25 protein-coding genes are annotated in these 19,654 nt (G+C 47.0%); 4 read left to right on the top strand and 21 right to left on the bottom strand.

Annotated features, from left to right (window positions below):
* Positions 1–17: 17 nt before the first annotated feature.
* From BQ8005_RS00425 to BQ8005_RS17290, 15 genes are all read right to left on the bottom strand, one after another.
* Positions 18–1,037: a glycosyltransferase family 2 protein gene (locus tag BQ8005_RS00425; protein ID WP_021848203.1), complete on the bottom strand. Its 1,020-nt coding sequence runs from the start codon at positions 1,035–1,037 to the stop codon at positions 18–20.
* Positions 1,030–2,424: an O-antigen polysaccharide polymerase Wzy gene (gene wzy / locus BQ8005_RS00420; protein WP_159436180.1), complete on the bottom strand. Its 1,395-nt coding sequence runs from the start codon at positions 2,422–2,424 to the stop codon at positions 1,030–1,032. Before wzy ends, BQ8005_RS00425 begins: the two co-directional genes overlap by 8 nt.
* Positions 2,421–3,377 (bottom strand): glycosyltransferase family 2 protein, encoded by a 957-nt coding sequence (locus tag BQ8005_RS00415; protein ID WP_075316700.1) that lies wholly within the window; start codon positions 3,375–3,377, stop codon positions 2,421–2,423. The genes wzy and BQ8005_RS00415 overlap by 4 nt, the downstream gene beginning before the upstream one ends.
* Complete coding sequence (locus tag BQ8005_RS00410; RefSeq protein WP_234983977.1) at positions 3,358–4,938, bottom strand: MATE family efflux transporter; 1,581 nt, start codon at positions 4,936–4,938, stop codon at positions 3,358–3,360. Before BQ8005_RS00410 ends, BQ8005_RS00415 begins: the two co-directional genes overlap by 20 nt.
* Before the next feature lie 156 nt (positions 4,939–5,094).
* Complete coding sequence (locus tag BQ8005_RS00405) at positions 5,095–5,706, bottom strand: ATPase (RefSeq protein WP_021848209.1); 612 nt, start codon at positions 5,704–5,706, stop codon at positions 5,095–5,097.
* Positions 5,696–5,920: a hypothetical protein gene (locus BQ8005_RS00400; protein WP_021848210.1), complete on the bottom strand. Its 225-nt coding sequence runs from the start codon at positions 5,918–5,920 to the stop codon at positions 5,696–5,698. The genes BQ8005_RS00405 and BQ8005_RS00400 overlap by 11 nt, the downstream gene beginning before the upstream one ends.
* 160 nt (positions 5,921–6,080) lie before the next feature.
* Positions 6,081–6,464: a hypothetical protein gene (locus BQ8005_RS00395; RefSeq protein WP_075316699.1), complete on the bottom strand. Its 384-nt coding sequence runs from the start codon at positions 6,462–6,464 to the stop codon at positions 6,081–6,083.
* A gap of 212 nt (positions 6,465–6,676) precedes the next feature.
* Positions 6,677–6,898, bottom strand: a complete 222-nt coding sequence (locus BQ8005_RS00390) for a DUF3791 domain-containing protein (protein WP_083610467.1) — start codon at positions 6,896–6,898, stop codon at positions 6,677–6,679.
* A 12-nt stretch (positions 6,899–6,910) separates the two neighbouring features.
* Positions 6,911–7,393 carry a DUF3990 domain-containing protein gene (locus BQ8005_RS00385; RefSeq protein WP_075316698.1) on the bottom strand — a complete coding sequence of 161 codons (483 nt, stop codon included), beginning with the start codon at positions 7,391–7,393 and terminating at the stop codon, positions 6,911–6,913.
* Positions 7,390–7,635, bottom strand: a complete 246-nt coding sequence (locus BQ8005_RS00380; protein ID WP_075316697.1) for a DUF3791 domain-containing protein — start codon at positions 7,633–7,635, stop codon at positions 7,390–7,392. Before BQ8005_RS00380 ends, BQ8005_RS00385 begins: the two co-directional genes overlap by 4 nt.
* A 176-nt stretch (positions 7,636–7,811) precedes the next feature.
* Positions 7,812–8,195: a hypothetical protein gene (locus BQ8005_RS00375; protein ID WP_075316696.1), complete on the bottom strand. Its 384-nt coding sequence runs from the start codon at positions 8,193–8,195 to the stop codon at positions 7,812–7,814.
* Positions 8,196–8,312: 117 nt separating this feature from the next.
* The gene (locus tag BQ8005_RS00370) at positions 8,313–8,546 is read right to left on the bottom strand and encodes a hypothetical protein (protein ID WP_159436179.1); all 234 of its coding nucleotides are present in this window, start codon (positions 8,544–8,546) and stop codon (positions 8,313–8,315) included.
* Between the two features lie 172 nt (positions 8,547–8,718).
* The gene (locus tag BQ8005_RS00365; protein WP_075316694.1) at positions 8,719–9,123 is read right to left on the bottom strand and encodes a type II toxin-antitoxin system VapC family toxin; all 405 of its coding nucleotides are present in this window, start codon (positions 9,121–9,123) and stop codon (positions 8,719–8,721) included.
* Positions 9,116–9,391 carry a hypothetical protein gene (locus tag BQ8005_RS00360; RefSeq protein ID WP_075316693.1) on the bottom strand — a complete coding sequence of 92 codons (276 nt, stop codon included), beginning with the start codon at positions 9,389–9,391 and terminating at the stop codon, positions 9,116–9,118. The genes BQ8005_RS00365 and BQ8005_RS00360 overlap by 8 nt, the downstream gene beginning before the upstream one ends.
* A gap of 404 nt (positions 9,392–9,795) precedes the next feature.
* Positions 9,796–9,951, bottom strand: a complete 156-nt coding sequence (locus tag BQ8005_RS17290) for a hypothetical protein (protein WP_021848211.1) — start codon at positions 9,949–9,951, stop codon at positions 9,796–9,798.
* Positions 9,952–10,175: 224 nt separating this feature from the next.
* On the opposite strand from BQ8005_RS17290, the gene BQ8005_RS00355 reads away from it, so the two are divergent.
* Entirely contained in the window at positions 10,176–12,260 is a 2,085-nt protein-coding gene (locus BQ8005_RS00355; protein ID WP_075316692.1) for a VapE domain-containing protein, read from the top strand.
* Positions 12,261–12,435: 175 nt separating this feature from the next.
* On the opposite strand, the gene BQ8005_RS00350 is transcribed toward BQ8005_RS00355, so the two are convergent.
* The gene (locus BQ8005_RS00350; RefSeq protein WP_021848213.1) at positions 12,436–12,654 is read right to left on the bottom strand and encodes a DUF4248 domain-containing protein; all 219 of its coding nucleotides are present in this window, start codon (positions 12,652–12,654) and stop codon (positions 12,436–12,438) included.
* Positions 12,655–12,960: 306 nt separating this feature from the next.
* On the opposite strand from BQ8005_RS00350, the gene BQ8005_RS00345 reads away from it, so the two are divergent.
* The 3 genes from BQ8005_RS00345 to BQ8005_RS00340 all read left to right on the top strand — a co-directional run bounded on the left by BQ8005_RS00345 (position 12,961) and on the right by BQ8005_RS00340 (position 14,050).
* Complete coding sequence (locus BQ8005_RS00345) at positions 12,961–13,437, top strand: HU family DNA-binding protein (protein WP_021848214.1); 477 nt, start codon at positions 12,961–12,963, stop codon at positions 13,435–13,437.
* Positions 13,438–13,532: 95 nt separating this feature from the next.
* Entirely contained in the window at positions 13,533–13,634 is a 102-nt protein-coding gene (locus BQ8005_RS17285; protein WP_159436178.1) for a smalltalk protein, read from the top strand.
* Positions 13,631–14,050: an N-acetylmuramoyl-L-alanine amidase gene (locus BQ8005_RS00340; protein WP_075316691.1), complete on the top strand. Its 420-nt coding sequence runs from the start codon at positions 13,631–13,633 to the stop codon at positions 14,048–14,050. The genes BQ8005_RS17285 and BQ8005_RS00340 overlap by 4 nt, the downstream gene beginning before the upstream one ends.
* Here the strand turns inward: BQ8005_RS00340 and BQ8005_RS00335 are convergent.
* The 5 genes from BQ8005_RS00335 to BQ8005_RS00315 all read right to left on the bottom strand — a co-directional run bounded on the left by BQ8005_RS00335 (position 13,965) and on the right by BQ8005_RS00315 (position 19,611).
* Positions 13,965–15,128 carry an MraY family glycosyltransferase gene (locus BQ8005_RS00335; RefSeq protein ID WP_083610465.1) on the bottom strand — a complete coding sequence of 388 codons (1,164 nt, stop codon included), beginning with the start codon at positions 15,126–15,128 and terminating at the stop codon, positions 13,965–13,967. The genes BQ8005_RS00340 and BQ8005_RS00335 overlap by 86 nt on opposite strands.
* A gap of 101 nt (positions 15,129–15,229) precedes the next feature.
* The gene (locus BQ8005_RS17860) at positions 15,230–15,598 is read right to left on the bottom strand and encodes a hypothetical protein (RefSeq protein WP_075316690.1); all 369 of its coding nucleotides are present in this window, start codon (positions 15,596–15,598) and stop codon (positions 15,230–15,232) included.
* Between the two features lie 77 nt (positions 15,599–15,675).
* Complete coding sequence (locus tag BQ8005_RS00325; protein ID WP_075316689.1) at positions 15,676–16,752, bottom strand: transcriptional regulator; 1,077 nt, start codon at positions 16,750–16,752, stop codon at positions 15,676–15,678.
* A 484-nt stretch (positions 16,753–17,236) separates the two neighbouring features.
* A complete protein-coding gene (locus tag BQ8005_RS00320; RefSeq protein ID WP_075316688.1) occupies positions 17,237–18,421 on the bottom strand; it encodes an ATP-binding protein in 1,185 nt (394 codons plus the stop codon).
* Between the two features lie 218 nt (positions 18,422–18,639).
* Positions 18,640–19,611: a tyrosine-type recombinase/integrase gene (locus BQ8005_RS00315; RefSeq protein WP_083610464.1), complete on the bottom strand. Its 972-nt coding sequence runs from the start codon at positions 19,609–19,611 to the stop codon at positions 18,640–18,642.
* Positions 19,612–19,654: the final 43 nt, after the last annotated feature.

The raw sequence follows: 19,654 nt of genomic DNA, 5'->3' as shown, positions 1-19,654 counted from the left end.
GAAATATTATTGGACATTTATACATTACAATATTTACTACAAAGGCGCTTCACACACTTAGCTAGAGTATACGTCCGCATATATCCTTCAGCTAATATCCATGCTTTTCTCTGCATTAACCACATCAATATTCTCTGACGATAAGGGAATAAAGAGAAATCCATTTCTAGGGTAAAGAACAAGTCGCGATATTTATTCCGCAAATTTGGAGAAGTATTGAACAACAGTTCGGCTCTCATTTTCTGGCGATACACATCAAGCAGATTCTCAAGAGTATCTTTCTCAAACTTATCTCTAAAGAACTCGCGCAATACTTGTTCTGTCCGGATAACACTTAAAATGGATTTTTCACCGACATGTTTGGTATAAGAATGAATATTAAGTTGATTATAATAATAAAATGGAGATGACAAGGCTATTTTATTGGCATAATATACCAACCGAGGAAGTGTTACCATGTCTTCACCGAAATCTATCCCAGCAGGGACTTCAATCCCATGTTCTGTATATAAACAGGTTTTATACAATTTTCCCCAAATGTTTGCAGGTAAATCTCGTCTCAACAAAGCCTTCAAATACTCTCTTTTTTCCTCTGGATAATCTACTATATATTTTTGTATACCTTTCGATTTTTCTAAAAAGAAACCAGATACAACAATGTCTGCATCTTCTCTTAAAACAGTTTCCACCAACATCTGAACAGTATCTTTTGCCACATAATCATCACTATCCACATGCATTAAATATTCACCCCTTACATGACTTACTCCCACGTTTCTGCAATATGCTAAACCTTGATTTACCGCATTGTTAATGAAACGCACCTGAGCCTTCCGTTCTGGATACTTTTTCAACACTAATTGTACTATTTCCACACTTTTGTCAGGTGTGCAATCGTTTACAAAGATGTATTCCATTTCAGAATAGGTCTGTGCAAACAAACTTTCTGCACAACGCTTGATATACTTTTCTACTTTATATATAGGTACTACCACCGTTACCAATGGTTTATCAATATCATTTATTTGACTATCCATAATTTTTTTTCTTAGAGAAAATGAGTTGAAACAGGAAAAGATAAAACACCCCATAAATCAAAAGAGGAATTAACCCTCCTCCTCTTGGAATGAGCATGCATGTCATAAATATATAAAATGTAAGATATTTATAGAAGCGGTATTTTTCAGAAAAAACTTCCAACATTCCCAATAAACGTCCAACTATAAAAGAAAGTAACATAAAAATTGGCATACATCTAAAAGAGAAAAGATAGATGTCAGACAAAATAGTCCATCCCAAACCACTTCCACTCACAAACAAAGAGGGATTCAACTCATAACACATGTGATATGAGAAAGAAAAATCCTGAGGCTGCAAGCTATTTCCCATTAATCCCCAAAGCCAAGTTGCTCCAGGAACAAAAGTTTGTAAATAGGCTACAGATGGATAGGTATCTATTAATCGCGAAGCATCAAACACCATTAAAGAGATTCCATTTGTATATAAAAAAATAGAAATCGCATCCATCAAAGTTTTTAATGAGAAAGGTCCAGCTCCCTCTTCATCTGCACGGACTGAAAAAGAAAAAAGGTAAAGCAATAAAACCAAAGTTCCTAGAATAACCAAACCTAATTTTACTAAATTTATCTTATGACGTAATGAGTATAACCAAATTACAAATAAAAACAATGCTCCAATACCGCCTCGCGTACCAATCATCAAATTGATAATCGAGTTAAACAAATAAAGTATTAAATAGTTACGACGCAGACTTTCATTCCCATAAACAAAAGCAAATGAGAAAAAAAATAATATTAAATTAGGAATGAAACTTCCACCAGCCGCATATTCATTCGACTGTCCAGCATATAAAACCAAATATCCTCCACCAGAAACAGCCTTCACCAACATCCCCAATGATGAGTAAATGGTACAGATGCAAAAAATGGGGAAAAGGATATTTCCTATTTTAGAAATATTCTTTGCAGCCGTTTGTCCTACTGATAAATTTAATAAAGGTTTTATTCCATTTCTTTTACGTACAGAAGAATAGCCCAAAATAGAAAAGATTACAAAAAGTAATACATAAGAATATATTTCTATCTTTCTTTCAGAGGATACAGTATAATCAAAGAAAAAGGTTGGTTCAAAAATCTCAATATCCAAATTAGGATTCAACAAATATGCAAAAAAACGTCCTCCTATGAATAGACAAAAAGTTAATTGGAACATAATGAATATTCCTAACTTTTTTCCAGAAACTTGCCAAATAACACAAATGCCTAAACACTGTATCATGACATATACAATAGATAATAGAGAATTTTCAACTTGTCCAACTTGAATAACCCCCAATAATGCCAACATAGAAACTATGGCATAAAACGTTGAGATTAATCCAGTATGAGATACTATGTTTTTCAAAATCGTATATTTTTGAATAAGTGATAAATCGATTGTAATATTCTATGCAAACCAATAGAGGAAAAGAACACAATGAGCCTAACTCTCAAACTTGCACAACAATAAAACAACCGATTAATATCCTTGAAGAAAACCCTTTGATATTCAGAAGATGAATATATATTCAAATAAAAGGCCTCGTATGCTATTGAAACCCAACGAGTATTATATCCTTTCATGCATTTACGATGAAATCCCTTCTCTTTCAGTAAAGTCTGTAACCATACATGCTGCCAATAGTTAGGTATTGTGCACCCTTTTGACAAAGAATTTACATTAGAATAACGATCGTAATGATAATAAGCTTTAGGAAGATAAGCTACCTTGTTCACTACCTCTAACAGGCAAAGACAAACCCATAAATCTTCAGAAATATTTAATCCATCAGGAATACGTACATTTCCTCTCGTATAACAAGCTCGTCGCACAAGTTTATTACAAAGACTACCATGCAACCTTTGGAACAATTCGTTTTGAATCTCATGGCAAGACAATGACATAGGCATTTGTTTCACATAAACACTTTTTCCAGGAGCTTCTTCTGAATAATAATCACATATCACCATATCAACCTGTTTATTATGTGCTATTTGGTACAAATCTTCAAACATTGTCGGTTCTACCCAATCATCAGGATCGACATGAATTGTATATTCACCTACAGCCTGTTCAATTCCCGACTGACGTGCCGAACCTACACCTCCATTTATTTTATGCAATACTTTGATACGAGAATCACGTTTGACATAATCATCACAAATTTCTCCCGACCTGTCAGGACTCCCGTCATCTATCAGTAATATCTCGAAATCTTGCAAGGTTTGTGCCAACAAACTATCCACGCATCTACGTAAATATTTCTCCGCTTTATATACCGGAATTATAACTGATATTTTAGGATTTATATTTCCCATATCTTATCTTTTCTTTTATAAATTTCATTAGAAATTTCTTTTCAACAACCGTAGTACCCAAAAGGTAAACACAAATCAACATATACAATCCACCGCCTAATGCATACAATACCAACGTACCCAATGAGCAGTCTTCTTGAATGGAGAAAAAGGCAAACGGTAGTAGGAAACATCCCAACGGGAGCAATAAGGGTAAAGCGATTTGCTGCATATAAACAGAATATTTCATCGATACTTTGGGCAGAACAATCCAAATTCGAATACCCTGTGTTATGAGAGCTACTCCAAAGTACACCCACATGACAGCTTCGGGCGTTATATGATAAACTTTCAACAACACATAAGCTATCGGAACAATACTCAAAAGTGCACTTCCTTCATAAATCTGAAATTTTTTAATATCACCAGTCGCATGAATGGCATTAATCAAGGATACACTAAGAGGTTCTATCATTCCGACAAACAACATGATACGCACAAAGTTGGCTGTGTGTTCAGGTACAATACCCAACCAAATTTTAAGAATTGCATCAATACCAAACATGATTGGAAATGCCAACAACAGCAACAAGAAAAATCCATATTTAGAAGAAGCAATAATCAACTTATGCATATACGTCAAATCATTTGTAGCAAACGATTTAATAATCTGTGGTCGCACAGCCATCTGAAAATTCTGAACGAACGACATAATGGCTGACTGTACCTGTACAGCCACTCCACGAGCTGCATTTACCGCTGGACCGAAAAACAAGTTCAACAAAATATTAATTCCCTGTGTATATCCCATTACGGCCAAATTGCCATTCACCGTCCAACCGGCATAAGTAGAAATTTTTTTCATCAACGGAATGTTCCACTGAAGTTTCGGTTTAATCTCCCTAAAATGTGTCGAACAATAACGACTGTATGACATACGGATAATGAATTGTACCACTAAATACAACAAGGCATAAACAATCAGTTTATCTGCCGGAATATAAACTAACATCCATACAATCACCAGTTTTAAAACAACCTCTAAAATAGAAATATAGGCAAAGGCGTCCATTCGTTCATAAGCTATAATCAGCGCATTGTATGGCACACTTATGATCGTAACGACCATAGTTAGAATGGCACAATGGTAAACCCATAGAGCAGCCGTCATACGCTCAGCAGGGATAACCAGTTTATTGCAAACGAACCAAAGTCCTACGGTTTCAGCCAACAATACAATAATGCCTGCCAACAAAAAATGTACACAAAGTACAGTGGAAAAAACATTTTGTAACTCATTCTTATCCCCCTTCCCTAAAGCAAAAGTAATAAAACGAGAACTTGCGCCACCTAATGATCCGTTCAAGAATCCCAACATAGTAATGACACCACCCACTACGTTATAGATTCCATAATCTTCTACACCCAGAGTGTTTAATATGACACGAGAGGTATACAGAGTTATTATTATAATCAGCATCATGCGGAAATATAATAATAACGTGTTTTTAGCTATTCGCTTATTATTTTCTGAAGTTCCAGACATTTTAATAGTATGTCGTTTAACGTCCAATTTTGACATACGCCATCGGGAAAGCCCTTTTGGAGGCCTTCCTCTTGAAGTTTTCAAAAACCGGAGTTAGCTAATGGTTAATGATAAATGGTATATGTAAATGTTCAGAAGATGATTTGTAATTCACCACAGAGGACACAGAGTTCCACAGAGATAATATTATCGCTACAGAATCGAGGAATAAATATCTTTTGCCCACTGAGGGATTTCGTTTACATATCGCTTGACCAGATGCCCGTCTGCCAAGCGGAAAAGAAGACAGGCGTCTCTGTCGTCGACTGAATTGTCATAAAAATATGCCCGATCTACGACCTGTGAAAGAATGCGACCGTTGGCCAGCGATTTATAATATCTGGAAATAATTTTTGTAATAGGTACATCGTGACCACCCTCCATGACGCGACCAGCAATGCGGGAAGCATTTATTGTAGGATCTGCTGTACACACAAAAAACAGACGAATGAAAAAGCCTGCACGACGTGCACGAATAACATAATCAACCTTATCTTCGGCAGACAAAACGGTCTCAAAAATATGACTCCGCCTTTGAAGAAGACATTCCTCACGCAAGGCCTCACAATATTTCACCGATTGCATCACGGCATCATAAGAATTCCAATCACCAAACTTTTCCTGAGCGATTATATCCGGATTGATATACACAGCATCTTCCATCCATTCATGACGCAAGATACGCGATGTAATAGAGGTTTTTCCCGAACCATTGGGGCCGGCTATCACAATCAGTACAGGACGATGGGGATTGTCATTGCTCATATACATCGGCTTTAGCTTGTTCAATACGGTCCTTCCATGCCTTCATGCGTTCATCGGAATAATCGCGCAAGTGCTTGAAATATTCGCTGCGGGCCTGGCGACGCTTACGTACGGCCTCTTCGGCCACTTCTTTCATCAAGGCAGCCAAAAGCTCGTCACTGGGTTCTTCCAACCCCGTAAGCCGATAATTATTCAGATTTATCTTATCTTTCATTGCTGACTTTTCATTCTTTCCATACAAAGAAACGTATTTCCCGGCAAATAAACAAAAAATCCGGTCTGAAGTTTTTCTGTAGGGCTCACCACAGAGGACACAGAGTTTCACAGAGGGAGAATATTTTTTCACCACGGATTACACGGATGAACACAGATTCTCAAAGCATCATCAGCAACACCCCGTAATCCTGACAGGCTTCCGACTGCTTCACCTGCTCGAGACCTGCCTTCAGACGGGCTTGTTCCGCTATCGGAAACAGGCCTTGCTCTATCCTGCGGTTCATGGCCTGCATAATGCCATCGCAAACATACTCCGGACTATACATGTCGTCGAAATAGGTATAGTGCTCATCCGCTACAAAATGACGCGTCAGGGTTTCCAGGATTTCAAGAAACACGGTGACGGCACAGGTGTAGTCTCCTGCATCCATACGCGCTACGATGAGTTTCTCGTAGGGCGATAACAGGTGGGCTATATAGCTGCAATCTTCATCGAGATTGCACGGGTTGAAAATGGATTCGATGTCAGCGGCGTAGGACATGGGGTTAATGGTTAATCTTATCGTTTTGTCAAACGTTGCTTGGCATATACAAGAGCTTTATCCAGAAGCTGTTTCTCCAACTTAATTTGAATTGTTTCCATATCTTTCTTGGTTTCTTGCAAATATAAACAAAGCCGGATAAACGAGAAACTGAAAATGGGTTTTTAACGTTTCTGTGATACTTCACCACAGAGGACACAGAGTTTCACAGATTAAAAATCAGGAGACTCACCGGCACGCAGTTCAGACAACATTTCATCGACGACGTATAAATCACCCATCAGATAAAGATAATCATTGGCGTTGTGCAACCGAAGACTTGTTTCGGAATTATAAAACAAGTCCAAGGCACGTTCCGGTGAAATGTTCAGACGCTTGGCTATCAGTGTCACCACACGTCCCACTTTATTCCACATTAAAATTTCGCTCAACATGACATCCAATTTTTATATCAGGGTATAGTTCACAAATCTCAAACAACGATCAATCAAACATTGATTCAGCAAACAAATTTGGTTATTGGGGACTAAAAAAGTCAATCGCTTCAAAGCCTCTTCGACTCCCATCAGCCCGGCTATATACGATTCTACCGTATCAACCACCCGATCGTCGGCAACCCCTCCTTCAATCCAATCATACCCTTTCCACAGTTGCCTGCCTTTCCGGTTTCCTGCAATAAAATCAAGCCAAGCCTTATCGTATTTTTCAAAAACAAGACATTTATATTCTTTCAATGCAGTGTCTCTATCCAGCTGATATTCATTCAAAACCGGAGACTGTTGTCGACGGTCAGCCATACGGGCTGCCCACTCACAAGCTTGCTTCTTATGGACAGTGACATAAAATCCTTGCCCAAAATCCAGCCCTGCTCTTCCGATGCCTGCCAAGGGGCCTTTTACGATAACCGTACCACCATGATACACTTTCATACCGGTTCCTCCTGCTTTTCTGCTTTCTCCCATTGCAGCAGGCAACCTGCTATATCTTCCGTAATATTTTCACGACTTTCGGCATGTATGGCTTCATAATGCTTCAGAATATAGCCTTCTATCAAATTAACGCGCTTCATCCGTCTGTAAACTTCATCCGGAGGAAGATTCCATTCCTTTGCTACACTTTCAATGCACGAAGCGGCAAATATCATTCTGTCTTCAATATTTCGTTGAGTCATAACACCATTCCCTTGTAAACGCATACCGCAAATTAAGCGATTTCCCGGCAAATAAACAAGGATTATCCGAAATTTCAGCGCCGGATGTGACACCCTGACATTCGCCACAGAGGGCACAGAGTCCCACAGAGGGAGAATATTTTTTCACCACGGATTACACGGATGAACACAGATTCTCAAAGCATCATCAGCAACACCCCATAATCCTGACAGGCTTCCGACTGCTTCACCTGCTCGAGACCTGCCTTCAGACGGGCTTGTTCCGCTATCGGAAACAGGCCTTGCTCTATCCTGCGGTTCATGACCCGCATAATGCCATCGCAGACATATTCCGGACTATACATGTCGTCGAAATAGGTATAGTGCTCATCCGCTACAAAATGACGCGTCAGGGTTTCCAGGATTTCAAGAAACACGGTGACGGCACAGGTGTAGTCTCCTGCATCCATACGCGCTACGATGAGTTTCTCGTAGGGCGATAACAGGTGGGCTATATAGCTGCAATCTTCATCGAGATTGCACGGGTTGAAAATGGATTCGATGTCAGCGGCGTAGGACATGGGGTTAATGGTTAATCTTATCGTTTTGTCAAAAATTCATCTGGGGTTAAAACTGGGATTGTAGCATGTATCTCTTATCAAGCAGAACTATCACAACATTCGTATCAAAAAACACGCTCATAATCCGTATTTTTCTTTCAGATAATCATCACGCATCTCCTTATAGCTGCGCCCATCGTCTTTCAAGATACCACGCAAATCGGCCATCGTACGCGGTGTACCACCCGGTGAAGATGCATAGACAGACTGCCTGCCCCGCTCTTCGTTGACTTCCTTCGTCAAGATACGTTGGATCTTATCTTTCACATTAAAACTCTGAAGACGGATCATTTCCAAAATGGCATTCGCCATTTTATCTTCGTTTTCAAATGATAGTGCAGTTGACATACTTGTTTTTCTGGTTTCTTGCAAATATAAACAAAGCCGGATAAACAAAAAACTGAAAATGCGTTTTTAACGTTTCTGTGATACTTCACCACAGAGGACACAGAGGGACACGGAGGACAATCAGCTCACGAAAGGATTATCTTACTACCCAATTTTCCAATTCTATATTAGCTATTCTACTGAGATGCTTTATATTTTCGGACACCATCACGCAACCAATGGCTACAGAGGTACAGCCAATCAACAAATCAAAATCTTCAATCAACAATCCCAATTGACGGAGACGCCCCTTTTGAATACAGAACTCCTCAATGCACACCCCGAACGGTATAATTTCTATAGTGGAAAGCAAACCCTTGACAAGTTCTCTATTCTTTTCGGGTGCAGTACTACACTGAGCACCATACAGGAGTTCAACTACCGATATTTCAGATATACAACAATTCTCCCAACCAACCTGTTCTATTTTTGAACGTACGGCAGGCTGATTGCGCAATAAGTGTATCAGAATGTTGCTGTCCAACAAATATCTTTTATTCATACGACAACGGCTTGCGAATGGTTGAGTTTTGCTTGATTGTAGCCATTATTTCATCGGCTGATTCCTCACCTTCCCATGCACCGCAATATTTATCAAGTACCGTACGGGTGAGGGATTTTTCCTGAGCCTCAGCCTTTTCGTGAAGCACGGAAGCCGTCAGACGAGTGGCCAAGCGCAATTTAATGTTGTCACTGAGATCTTTCAGCATATTCCAATACTTGTCTGCAATCTGCAAATCAAGCGCGTCTCTATAAGGATATCCTTCCATAAATCTATCTTTTCAGCAAATTAAGCGATTTCCCGGCAAATAAACAAGGATTATCCGAAATTTCAGTGCCGGATGTGACACCCTTCCACCCCCTATATACACCTTTCTCACGCGCGCGCAGGGGAGAGTGACCGTTAAAACCATTAACAATTCAATAACCTTGTATCTATATAGAGAGAAGTTGCGTTTTCGGGAGGCCAGGGTGGCACACTGCCGAAAAAGCAGGGACCGGCACCGGGCCGGTCCTGCAACACGTTGGCATCAGTCGCCGTGACGGAGCCGGTGATCGGCTTCCAGACTGCGGTGGAGCTCACGGAGGAAACGGTCCGGAGGAAGAACCTGACTGTCCTGGCAGGCTTCCCAATAGATACGAAGGATGGCGTAGTAGGCATACAGATGCTTTTCTACCCCTTTTTTATCCGCTCGACAGTGGTCTTGGACATGCGGGCCCGACGGGCCAGACTTTCTTCACTCAACAGACGTCCGTCGACGGGAACAACGTGTTGCAATTGCATGATATATTCCCCTAAATGGGGACTGAAAAAATAAGCTGCTTTCATAATTTTATCAGTATTTGTTTTAACATTTGAATTTAATTTATCGCTATATCATGCGTAACAACTCTACTAATTTTCGTTAAAACCATTAAATCTGCCCGTTTTCGGTACTGACATGTGGGTACCGAGGAATTTGGCAGTTTCGTGAGTAATTTGCTACTTCGCAACACTGTCACGACGGACAAACCGAGACGGACACGAATGTTTACCTAAAAACTTCTTTTATTATGAAAAAGACAACGCTCAGCCTGTTCAGAGGCTACAGGGGACTGAAACCCACAGACATCGCATTGGAACATATCGTCGAACTGATCCGACACGACGCGGATACGGCCGAACACACGCGCCGCTACCGGGAATTCCTGTCGCAGGGACAGAAGGAGGCGGCGGGACACGAGAAGAGTGTCTGCCCGTGTTTCGCCGTGGCGGTGCGCTTCGGCGGAGGCAAATGCAAGGAGCATATCCGCGAATGGACGCACCTGTGTATGGCGGACTTCGACCACATCCCGCCGGAACAGATGGAGGAATGCATCCGGCGGGTGCGGGAGGACCGGCACACGCTACTGGCCTACACCACCATCAGCGGAACAGGACTGCGCGTCGTCGCGGCCTACGACGCTGCCAGGGACTACGAGCCGCGCTCGGAACAGGAGCTGCACGTACTGGCCTTCGGACGCATAAACCATCACTACGAGGCGCTGACAGGCCATCCCTACGACGAGAAGTGCAAGAACGCGACGCGCCTGAGCGGGGTGGCGCACGACCCGGACGTTTTCTTCAACCCCGAAGCGACGACGTTCCTCATCAGCCGGCCGAAGCAGACGGCATCCGCCGCAAAGCGGAAAGCCGCCGACAGGCAGCTGGCCCGCATTGTCCGCACGGCGGAGAGGCTGCTCGCCGACGAGGGCATCGCCTACACGGAACACCACCACAACGAGTACATCATGCGCATGGGCTACCTGCTGAACGCCTACGGGGCGGACCGCGAGGAGGCGACCCGATGGGCCACGGAACGCTTCGCCGACTACGACGGCGACGTGGAGGGCATCCTGCGCTCGTGTTACCAGCACACGGAGGAGCACGGAACGCGCAGCCTCGGCACGCGGCGGAAGGACGCGGATGCCTCCCAGGGACAGGGGCGGGTCACGGTGGACGACATCGAAGCGTTCCTGAACCGGCAGGGACGCTTCCGCAAGAACACGGTGACCGGCAAATATGAGTTCGCTCCCGAAGGAACGGATGATTTCAAGGACCTGACGGACCGCGAGGTGAACTCGATGTGGCGACGCCTGTGCAAGGAGTCGGGCCCGGCACGCAAAACGGACGTGCAGACGGTGATCGAGTCGGACTTCGTGCCGCTGTACAACCCCTTTCGCGAATACGTGGACGCCCTGCCCCCGTGGGACGGAACGACCGACCACATCGGACGGCTGGCCGCGCAGGTACACGTCAAGGAGGATGGCGAGCTCTTTGTCCGCTTCTTCAAGAAATGGCTCGTGGCGATGCTGGCCGCCCTGCTCGAAGAGGAGACGGTGAACCACGAGATACTGGTGCTCATCGGCCGCCAGGGCATCTACAAGACCACCTGGCTGAACAACCTGCTGCCGCCCGCCCTGCGCCGCTACTTCTATCTGAAGTCGAACAGCCGCAACATCACGCGCGACGACCTGCTGACGCTCTCGGAATTCGCCCTAGTGTGTCTCGAAGAGCTGGACGAGATGGAGAGCAAGGAGCTGAACCAGATGAAGGCGCTCACCACCATGCGCCACGTGAACGAACGTGCGGCGTATGCCCGCTACAAGGAGATGCGGCCCCACATTGCCAGCTTCTGCGGCACGAGCAACAACCGCCAGTTCCTGAACGACCTGAGCGGAAACCGCCGCTGGATGCCTTTCGAGGTGGAGAGCATCGACAGCCCCTATGACCACGTGCCGGACTATGCGGAGATCTTCGCCCAGGCGTATGCACTGACGCGGAACGGCTTCGCCTACTGGCTGGACGACGAGGAGGTGAAGACACTGAACCACCACAACCGCCAGTTCGAAGTGCCCTGCCTGGAGCAGGAACTGATCCTGACGCACTACCGCCGCCCGATGGAGGGCGAGACGTGTATCTTCGTGACGAACGCACAGATACTGGCACGCATCAACGTAGGCCTGCGCCAGGGGCTGAGCACGGTGAAGATCGGGATGGTGATGTCGCAGGCGGGGTTCCAGCAGGTCCGCGTGGCGGGCAAGCGGGGCTACCGCGTCGTCGAGCTGACGGGCGACGAGATCTACCGGAACCAGCAGGCGATGGGAAGATTTGCCTAATGGAGAATTGAAAATGGATAATTGAGAATGAATAGTTATCCATTTTTTTATTATCCATTATCAATTTTCTAAAGTCCCTCTTTAGCACGCTAAAGTCCATGGTTAGCGCGCTAAAGTCCATAGTTACGAAGCCCAAGTCCAATTCTTCATTCTTCGTTCTTCATTCTTCATTTCCCTAAGGTTCCCCGATCGCCTCGACAATCATGCGGACATGCACGGGCATGTAGACACGGCTGCGGGGATGGCAACCGGCAGCTTGCAGACGTTCGCGCAGGTGGGGATAGAAGTCGATCCACTCCTGCAGTTTGCGGTAGGCCGTCTGCGGATTGAGGCCGGGGAAATAGAACTGGGCCAGCTCGGTGCGGCCGTATGCGCGGATGGTGAATGTTTCCATAGATTTCGTGTTGGTCTTTACGGACGTAAAGATACTGAAAATCAGCGGAAACGCCATGCGCAAAAGCGGCAATAATCAACAATAATCTACGATAATCAACATTTACCTACACTTACCTACCCTAACCTACAGTTATGGATTTTTCGCGTGGCGGAGGTGTTATCTTTGTATTGTCAGGAAGTTGTAGGGACACACCACGGTGTGTCCGGTTACTGAGTCATCCTATATTGCGGACAAGGCGGACACACCATGGTGTGTCCCTACAATCCTCTATTATTATTTACTAATTATTAATCAATTAAACCTATGATTACTTACAGAAAAATTCAAATTGTGGGCGAGAACCATCCGTGCAACGGACTGTGGTATGCACGCCCGGTGATTAACGAGACGCTGGACATCGAATTGCTGTCCCGTCACATGTCGAAACACAACACGCCGTTCTCGCCGGGCGTGATCAAAGGCGTCCTGGCAGACATGGTGACCTGCATCAAGGAACTGATCCTGGACGGCAAGAACGTGAAGCTGGACGACCTGGCTATCTTCTCGGTGGGCATCATCAGCGACCACGGGGCGGCAAGCGCGGCAGAGTTCAAGGTGTCGGAACACGTGGCAGGACTGAAGCTGCGCGCACGTGCCACCGGCGAACTGAGCAACGCGAAAATCAACCTGGAGGCGACGCTGCGCGAACAGAACGAGTACTACCTGGGCGACGGCACCGCGGTGACTCCTACCCCCGGCGGCGGAGGTGAGGACGAGGAAGAAGGAGGAAGTCCGCTGTAATAATGGAGAATTGAGAATGGATAATGGAAAATGAAAGACACTAATTATCCATTCTCAGTTATCAGTTATCAATTATCAATTTTCAATTATCAATTATGAAGAAGAAATCAGTCTGGAGCATTGTGCTCAAAGCAATTGTGGCCGTGGCTACTGCCCTGGCCGGCGTATTCGGAATCTCATCGTGTATAGGCGGATGAGAACCGTGACCCTGATCGTCGTTCATTGCTCTGCCACCCGCGAGGGACAGAGCTTTGACTTTGAACAGTGCCGCCGTGACCACATCCGGCACCGGCGCTTCCGCGACATCGGCTACCACTTCTACCTGACGCGCGACGGCGAGATACACCGCGGACGACCGCTGGAACAGGTGGGAGCCCACTGCCGGAACCACAACCGGCACAGCATAGGCGTCTGCTACGAAGGCGGACTGGACCGCCAGGGACAACCGAAGGATACGCGGACACTGGAACAGAAGGCAAGCCTCGTGGCGCTGCTGCGCGAGCTGAAGCGGATGTTTCCGCAGGCGCTCATCGTGGGGCATCGCGACCTGAATCCGATGAAGGCGTGCCCGTGTTTCGAGGCGGCGAAGGAATACTTGTTTTCCGCTTCTTGATCAAATAGTCCCACCACAGGTGCAGGGCCACCCAGACGATGATGTCGACCATGAGCAGCAGGGTGCTGTTGACGTAGGCCACCAGCAGGATGTTGACCAGACAGAAAAGGCAGGCCATAGACACCAGGCTGACCATGGCACGACGGGGCGTCAGGCCGATAGCAAGCAACTTATGATGGATGTGATTCTTGTCGGGCTCGAAGGGGTTGCGGCCATTGCGCAGACGGTAGAGCACCACCCGGATGACGTCGAACGCAGGCAGCAGCAGGGTGCTGAAGGCGATGAAGAAGGCGTCGTCCGAAGAAATGACCACCGACGGGGCATACTGGCAATACTTGATGGCCAGGAAACAGAGGGTATAGCCCAGCGTCAGGCTACCCGTATCGCCCATGAAGATCTTGCGGGCGCGGTCGGCATTGCCGAAAACGTTGTAATAGAAGAAGGGAACGAGAACGCCGAACGTGGCGGCCGAAAGCATGGCATAGCTCCACAGCCCTTTCTCGATGAACAGGCCGGTGAAAATGAGCAAGGCTACCCCGCTCAGACCGGACGCCAGTCCGTCGATACCGTCGATGAGGTTGATGGCATTGGTGATGAACACCACCGTGAAGATGGTAAAGGGAACGGCGACGAAGGCAGGCAGCTGATGGATGCCCAACAGACCGTAGAAGTCGTTGATGCACAGGCCGGCCAGCGGGAACAGGCAGGCACAGAAGATCTGTACCAGGAACTTCTGGCGATAGCGGACACCGACCAGGTCGTCGGCGATGCCTACCAGGTAGAGCATGGTCATGCCGCAAACGAAGAGGAGCATCTCGGGAAGGAGATGCTGCGCATACGTCGGTGCAAACGTGTCACCGCCCAGCAGACGGACGGCAAACACCAGGGCGTAGGCGAAGAGGATCGTCGGAAAGAACGACACACCGCCCAGGCGCGGAATGGCCTGCGTGTGTATTTTCCGCTCATCGGGAACATCGAACAGCCGCTTCCGGATGGAGATCAGGAGGATGCGCGGAATGATGAATCGCGCCGTCAGGGCTGCCAACAAAAATGTTGCAAAAATGAATAAATAATCCACGTCAGTTTAGTTTAGTTATCTTAATCAAGTTTCTTAAATGAATTTATCTTGTTTTGTCAATTTGTTTGTCGGAGGAGTCTTTCGGTTCGGGTCTGCCGGACCTAGGAAGTGGCAGAACCACGCTCCAGCGTCCGGTGCCACGACCGGTAGCGGTCCGCCGAATAGGGCCGGACAGAGAACACCTTGTAGGCAGGCTGGTCGGTACGCAGGATGTGCAGCCGCACAAAAGATTGCAGCTGGGCATCGGTGACGGACGCCATGACCACCGGGAAGGGATAGACCGCAAACCGGAAAAGGGAGGTCTCGCACGAGGGCATGAGCTGGCACAACTGGTAGGCCGACTGTTCGAAAGCGACCCAATAGTCGCCTGCACCGTAGAGGTGGACGGAGCTGCGGTTGGTACGCTCGCGCTCCATGATGGCGTCGAAATGGCCGGTCAGCAGGGCTGCCAGGGGATGGGCGGAAGACATTTAATTTATGGAAAATGGAGAATGAAGGAATGACAGATGTTCATTATCAATTTTCAATTCTCAATTATCAATTAAATTTAGTGTCCCAGCACCCGATCGTAGTCGTCGAGGCACTGGAGAAGACGGAGTTTGCTTTTCTTGAGGCCGGACTGCTGGCGCCAGGGAGCCAGGAGTTCGTGGGCCTGTTCGTAGTAGATGCTGCTGTCGGTGCAGCCGTAGAGGGTGACGAGCAGGAGGGCGCGCGACTGTTCCGCCTTGATGAGAGGCAGAAAGGTGCGGGCCACGCTCAGCAGCTCGCGGCACTCGTCCACCTGGCCCAGAATGACACGGGCCGGCAGCAGAAGGGCGTAGAGCTTGCAACGCAGGACGTCGGTGTCCAGACGGAGGCCGGCGTAGAGGCGCAGGACCTCGGCAGCCAGGGCACGGTCGGCATCGGTGACACCCTGGGGGCTGTGATGGCGACAGAGGGCCTGGTGAAGACCGGCACTGTAGCGGTCATTGTCCAGGCGGGTGTAGACGTGCTTGCCGTCGGCGTTCAGGCTGATGACTTCGTACTGGCCGGGGCGGACATGAAGCAGGGGCACCCACATCCAGTTGTCCACACAGACCACGACATCCTTACGGCCGGCACCGGGCTGGATGACCACTTCGGCTTCGGCGCCCTGGAAACGTCCTTCGGTGATGCGCACGCGGTCGCCCTTGCGCAGCTTGTCCGGCTGGGGCACGTAGACGGGAAGCACGTCGCTGTAGGAACGTGCCACCCAACGGAGGTTGGCCATGGCGGCATCGGACAAGTAGGGATAGTGGCTGCCGCGGCTGTCGCGCACACGGGGCAGGAAGTTGTATTGGGGCAGCTGCCGCTTGAGACGAAAAATCTCGACTTCGGAAGCATGGATGAACACGTAGTTGTAGAGCAGCGGACGCTCGGTGCTGACCAGCTCACCACGAGACTCGCGCACTTCCACGTAGGAAGGGGCAAAAAATTCGAACACGGGTTCGCCCTCCTGCACACGGCGGTCGAGTTCTTCCTGAAGTCCGCAGGCCGGCCCGCGATGGCAGGAAGGAAGCGAAAGCACATACCAGCGGACCTGGCGTCCGTTGCGCATGCCGTCCAACATTTCGGGAGTAGCAATCAGGGGCTTCACTTCGCTCATAGGTGTTCCTCGGCCATATCAACAAGATTTATATCTTGCTGAAAAACAATAATTTACAAGTTTATCACCGTGCATTACTGAAAATTTCCGGGCAATGGTTCTCTTCGTTATCATTCAAAGATTTTCATTCACCGACAGGGCTTTTCAACGCCGCTTTTTCCTCGCACAACACCCTTTTTTCAGGCACTTCTCTTCCTAAGAGAAGGAAGGCATGTTCAGACCTTGGCGCTCCAAGTATCTGTTGCCCCTTTTTCAATCTGTTTCGCTCAACAAATCAGGAAAATGTGTGTAGTAAATTCTGAAAAAATAAATATTTATATTTCCTTATTTGTTTGGTTATTTGGGGAATTATCCCCATCTTTGCACAATGAATCCTTCTCTTAGGAAGAGAAAGACCCCCCTACTCTACAAATCCACCTCACTTATTTTGTCAAAATTCCGCTCTTTACGAGAAATATATAACCGAGATATTTACAGATAAGCATCAGAACAGCCTGTTTAAATCCATCGTAAAAAAGTCCTCCGGAGTTATTCCCCCTTCACCGATAATGAATGATGCTTTCGGATGAAAAAGCACCCTGAACTTTTCCAATCCTTCAGTTCTTTTCTCCGCATTACTTTTAATTTCGATTGCTATCACAGACCCTTTCTTTCTAAGAACAAAATCCACTTCATCATTGCGTTCGCGCCAATAAAACACCTCGAAACGGTGAATAAAAGCCTGATTAACAAGATAGGCTCCGATACCGGATTCAAAAATATGCCCCCATGTTTTACGGTCGAGTATGGCCTGCTCGAACGAAAACGGACTAAACACCATTTTCAAAGCATTGTTATAAACTTGAAATTTAGGAATACTGGCTTTCCGCCTCGCCATGTCGACACTAAATTTCTGAAGACCACAAAGTAGTCCACTCTCATCCAACAAATTGACATAGCCAGCCAAAGTAGCTGTATTACCAGCATCTTGTAAAGTTCCTAACATTTTGTTCAAAGACAAAAGGTTGCCAGAATAAGCAGCTCCCAATTCAAACGTCTGACGAAGCAAAGCAGGTTTGCTAATCGGCGTGTCCATCAAAATGTCTTTATTGATAGTAGCCTCTATAATAGACGACTGGATATACTGCTGGAAACGATCGTAATCGTCTACCAGAACAGCCGCTCCAGGATAACCACCATAAAAAATATACTGATCCAGAGAGTATCCAAAGCATTCTCTCATTTCCTGATAGCTCCAATGCCCCATACGAATTTCCTCAAACCTTCCGGCTAAAGATTCCGACAAACCTTTTTCCAGCAATACCCGGCTGCTTCCAAGCAAAAGCACCTTAATATCACGATCATAAAATGTATCGTCATCCCACTCTTTCTTTACGACTTCACTCCAGTTGCTGATTTTCTGAATTTCATCAATAACGAGAATGATGCTTTCCAACTTCTTACTTTCTTTTAAGCTGCGAACTGCTGCCCAACAATTTGAAATCCAAGCGGAATTCGTGGCAGGCACATTGTCGGCTGAGAAGAACTGATAAGGGATATCAATATCTTTAAGCACTTGCTTGACAACTGTGGATTTACCGATTTGACGAGCTCCCATTACAACCTGAATAAATCGTCTGCGCTCTTCAAGGCGACGCTTAATAACCTGATATTCTGACCTTTTATACATAGGATTACATTTTACGCAGTGGAATGAGTATTTTTACGCAGTACAAATATAAACATTCTTTGCAGGAAATAAAAGAATAACACAATTTTGATTTGACTCCTTACAAACAGCCTTTTGTACTTCGGTGCACGGAATGGCACGGCGGGAATGAGTCTGCCCAACACCGTGCAATCCGCACCACCCAAAGACTCGGCCGGAAAGACGGAAATCAGAGGTTCCTACCGCTTACATCCAGTTACATCCAGTGCTTTAAGGATGTCGCGATTGGCACAATCGACCGCCGACGTATCCAGTGAAGCCAGGTAGATGCGGGTGGTATGCTCGGAATGATGGCCCAGGGCACGGCTGATGACAGACATGGAGACACGCTTGTCCCAGGCAATGCTGGCCCAGGCGTGACGTGCCACATAGGTGGTGAGCGGCATGTCGAGCCCCAGACGGGCACCCAGCTCCTTGAGGCGGATGTTGACCTGATGGGAGGCGCTGAGATACTGGTTGCGGTCGTCGCGCGAGACGTCGCGGATGATGGGCAGCAGGTAGGGAGTGTCGGCCGTGTCGTACTTGTCGACAATGTCCTGCATGGGGCGCTCCCACCGGACGGACAGGAACTGGCGGGTCTTGTGGCGGTAGTAGGAAAGGAAACCGCCGCGCAGGTTTTTCTTCTTCAGGTAGGCCATGTCGACAAAAGACATGCCACGGGTGTAGAAGCTGAACATGAAGAGGTCGCGGGCATAGTCGAGACGGGGATCGAGACTGAGGTCCAGGTTGCGGATGCGGCCGATGACCTGCAGGGGAACGGCACGCTTGACCGTGCGGTCGATACCGGTATAGACACGGCGGAAGGGATAGCACTGGACTGTCAGGCCGTCTTCGACGGCACGGTTGTAGATGGCGCGCAGGTTGCGCATGTAGTAGGAAGAGGTGTTGGGACAGATGCCCTCGCGGCGCAGGTAGCCTTCGTAGGCCGTCATGAGGTCGGCGTCTATCTTGTCCAAAGACACGTCGACATCGTCGCGGAAACGCATGAAGCTGTTGAACGACGTGAGGTAGGACTCGGCCGTGCGGCAACGGCCCGAAAGACGCAGACGGCCAATCAGGCCCAACGTATAGTCCCTGAAGCTTTCGGAAAGAGGCGTCCCCTTCCCGATCCGGGGAGAGGACGGATGGATTTTTAGTTTTACAATTGTCATAAATCAATAATTCAAGTTAGAAACGGAAGCTTAAATTATTAAT

It is taken from the genome of Bacteroides togonis (assembly GCF_900130135.1).
Taxonomy (GTDB): domain Bacteria; phylum Bacteroidota; class Bacteroidia; order Bacteroidales; family Bacteroidaceae; genus Bacteroides; species Bacteroides pullorum.
This window is presented reverse-complemented; position numbering and strand designations above follow the sequence as displayed.

Bases quoted from the DNA above. Each gene is read 5' to 3' on its own strand.
- BQ8005_RS00425 (WP_021848203.1), bottom strand. From the start codon at position 1,037: ATGGATAGTCAAATAAATGATATTGATAAACCATTGGTAACGGTGGTA.
- BQ8005_RS00415 (WP_075316700.1), bottom strand. From the start codon at position 3,377: ATGGGAAATATAAATCCTAAAATATCAGTTATAATTCCGGTATATAAA.
- BQ8005_RS00410 (WP_234983977.1), bottom strand. From the start codon at position 4,938: ATGTCAAAATTGGACGTTAAACGACATACTATTAAAATGTCTGGAACT.
- BQ8005_RS00405 (WP_021848209.1), bottom strand. From the start codon at position 5,706: ATGAGCAATGACAATCCCCATCGTCCTGTACTGATTGTGATAGCCGGC.
- BQ8005_RS00400 (WP_021848210.1), bottom strand. From the start codon at position 5,920: ATGAAAGATAAGATAAATCTGAATAATTATCGGCTTACGGGGTTGGAA.
- BQ8005_RS00395 (WP_075316699.1), bottom strand. From the start codon at position 6,464: ATGTCCTACGCCGCTGACATCGAATCCATTTTCAACCCGTGCAATCTC.
- BQ8005_RS00390 (WP_083610467.1), bottom strand. From the start codon at position 6,898: ATGTTGAGCGAAATTTTAATGTGGAATAAAGTGGGACGTGTGGTGACA.
- BQ8005_RS00385 (WP_075316698.1), bottom strand. From the start codon at position 7,393: ATGAAAGTGTATCATGGTGGTACGGTTATCGTAAAAGGCCCCTTGGCA.
- BQ8005_RS00380 (WP_075316697.1), bottom strand. From the start codon at position 7,635: ATGACTCAACGAAATATTGAAGACAGAATGATATTTGCCGCTTCGTGC.
- BQ8005_RS00375 (WP_075316696.1), bottom strand. From the start codon at position 8,195: ATGTCCTACGCCGCTGACATCGAATCCATTTTCAACCCGTGCAATCTC.
- BQ8005_RS00370 (WP_159436179.1), bottom strand. From the start codon at position 8,546: ATGGCGAATGCCATTTTGGAAATGATCCGTCTTCAGAGTTTTAATGTG.
- BQ8005_RS00365 (WP_075316694.1), bottom strand. From the start codon at position 9,123: ATGAATAAAAGATATTTGTTGGACAGCAACATTCTGATACACTTATTG.
- BQ8005_RS00360 (WP_075316693.1), bottom strand. From the start codon at position 9,391: ATGGAAGGATATCCTTATAGAGACGCGCTTGATTTGCAGATTGCAGAC.
- BQ8005_RS17290 (WP_021848211.1), bottom strand. From the start codon at position 9,951: ATGAAAGCAGCTTATTTTTTCAGTCCCCATTTAGGGGAATATATCATG.
- BQ8005_RS00355 (WP_075316692.1), top strand. From the start codon at position 10,176: ATGAAAAAGACAACGCTCAGCCTGTTCAGAGGCTACAGGGGACTGAAA.
- BQ8005_RS00350 (WP_021848213.1), bottom strand. From the start codon at position 12,654: ATGGAAACATTCACCATCCGCGCATACGGCCGCACCGAGCTGGCCCAG.
- BQ8005_RS00345 (WP_021848214.1), top strand. From the start codon at position 12,961: ATGATTACTTACAGAAAAATTCAAATTGTGGGCGAGAACCATCCGTGC.
- BQ8005_RS17285 (WP_159436178.1), top strand. From the start codon at position 13,533: ATGAAGAAGAAATCAGTCTGGAGCATTGTGCTCAAAGCAATTGTGGCC.
- BQ8005_RS00340 (WP_075316691.1), top strand. From the start codon at position 13,631: ATGAGAACCGTGACCCTGATCGTCGTTCATTGCTCTGCCACCCGCGAG.
- BQ8005_RS17860 (WP_075316690.1), bottom strand. From the start codon at position 15,598: ATGTCTTCCGCCCATCCCCTGGCAGCCCTGCTGACCGGCCATTTCGAC.
- BQ8005_RS00325 (WP_075316689.1), bottom strand. From the start codon at position 16,752: ATGAGCGAAGTGAAGCCCCTGATTGCTACTCCCGAAATGTTGGACGGC.
- BQ8005_RS00320 (WP_075316688.1), bottom strand. From the start codon at position 18,421: ATGTATAAAAGGTCAGAATATCAGGTTATTAAGCGTCGCCTTGAAGAG.
- BQ8005_RS00315 (WP_083610464.1), bottom strand. From the start codon at position 19,611: ATGACAATTGTAAAACTAAAAATCCATCCGTCCTCTCCCCGGATCGGG.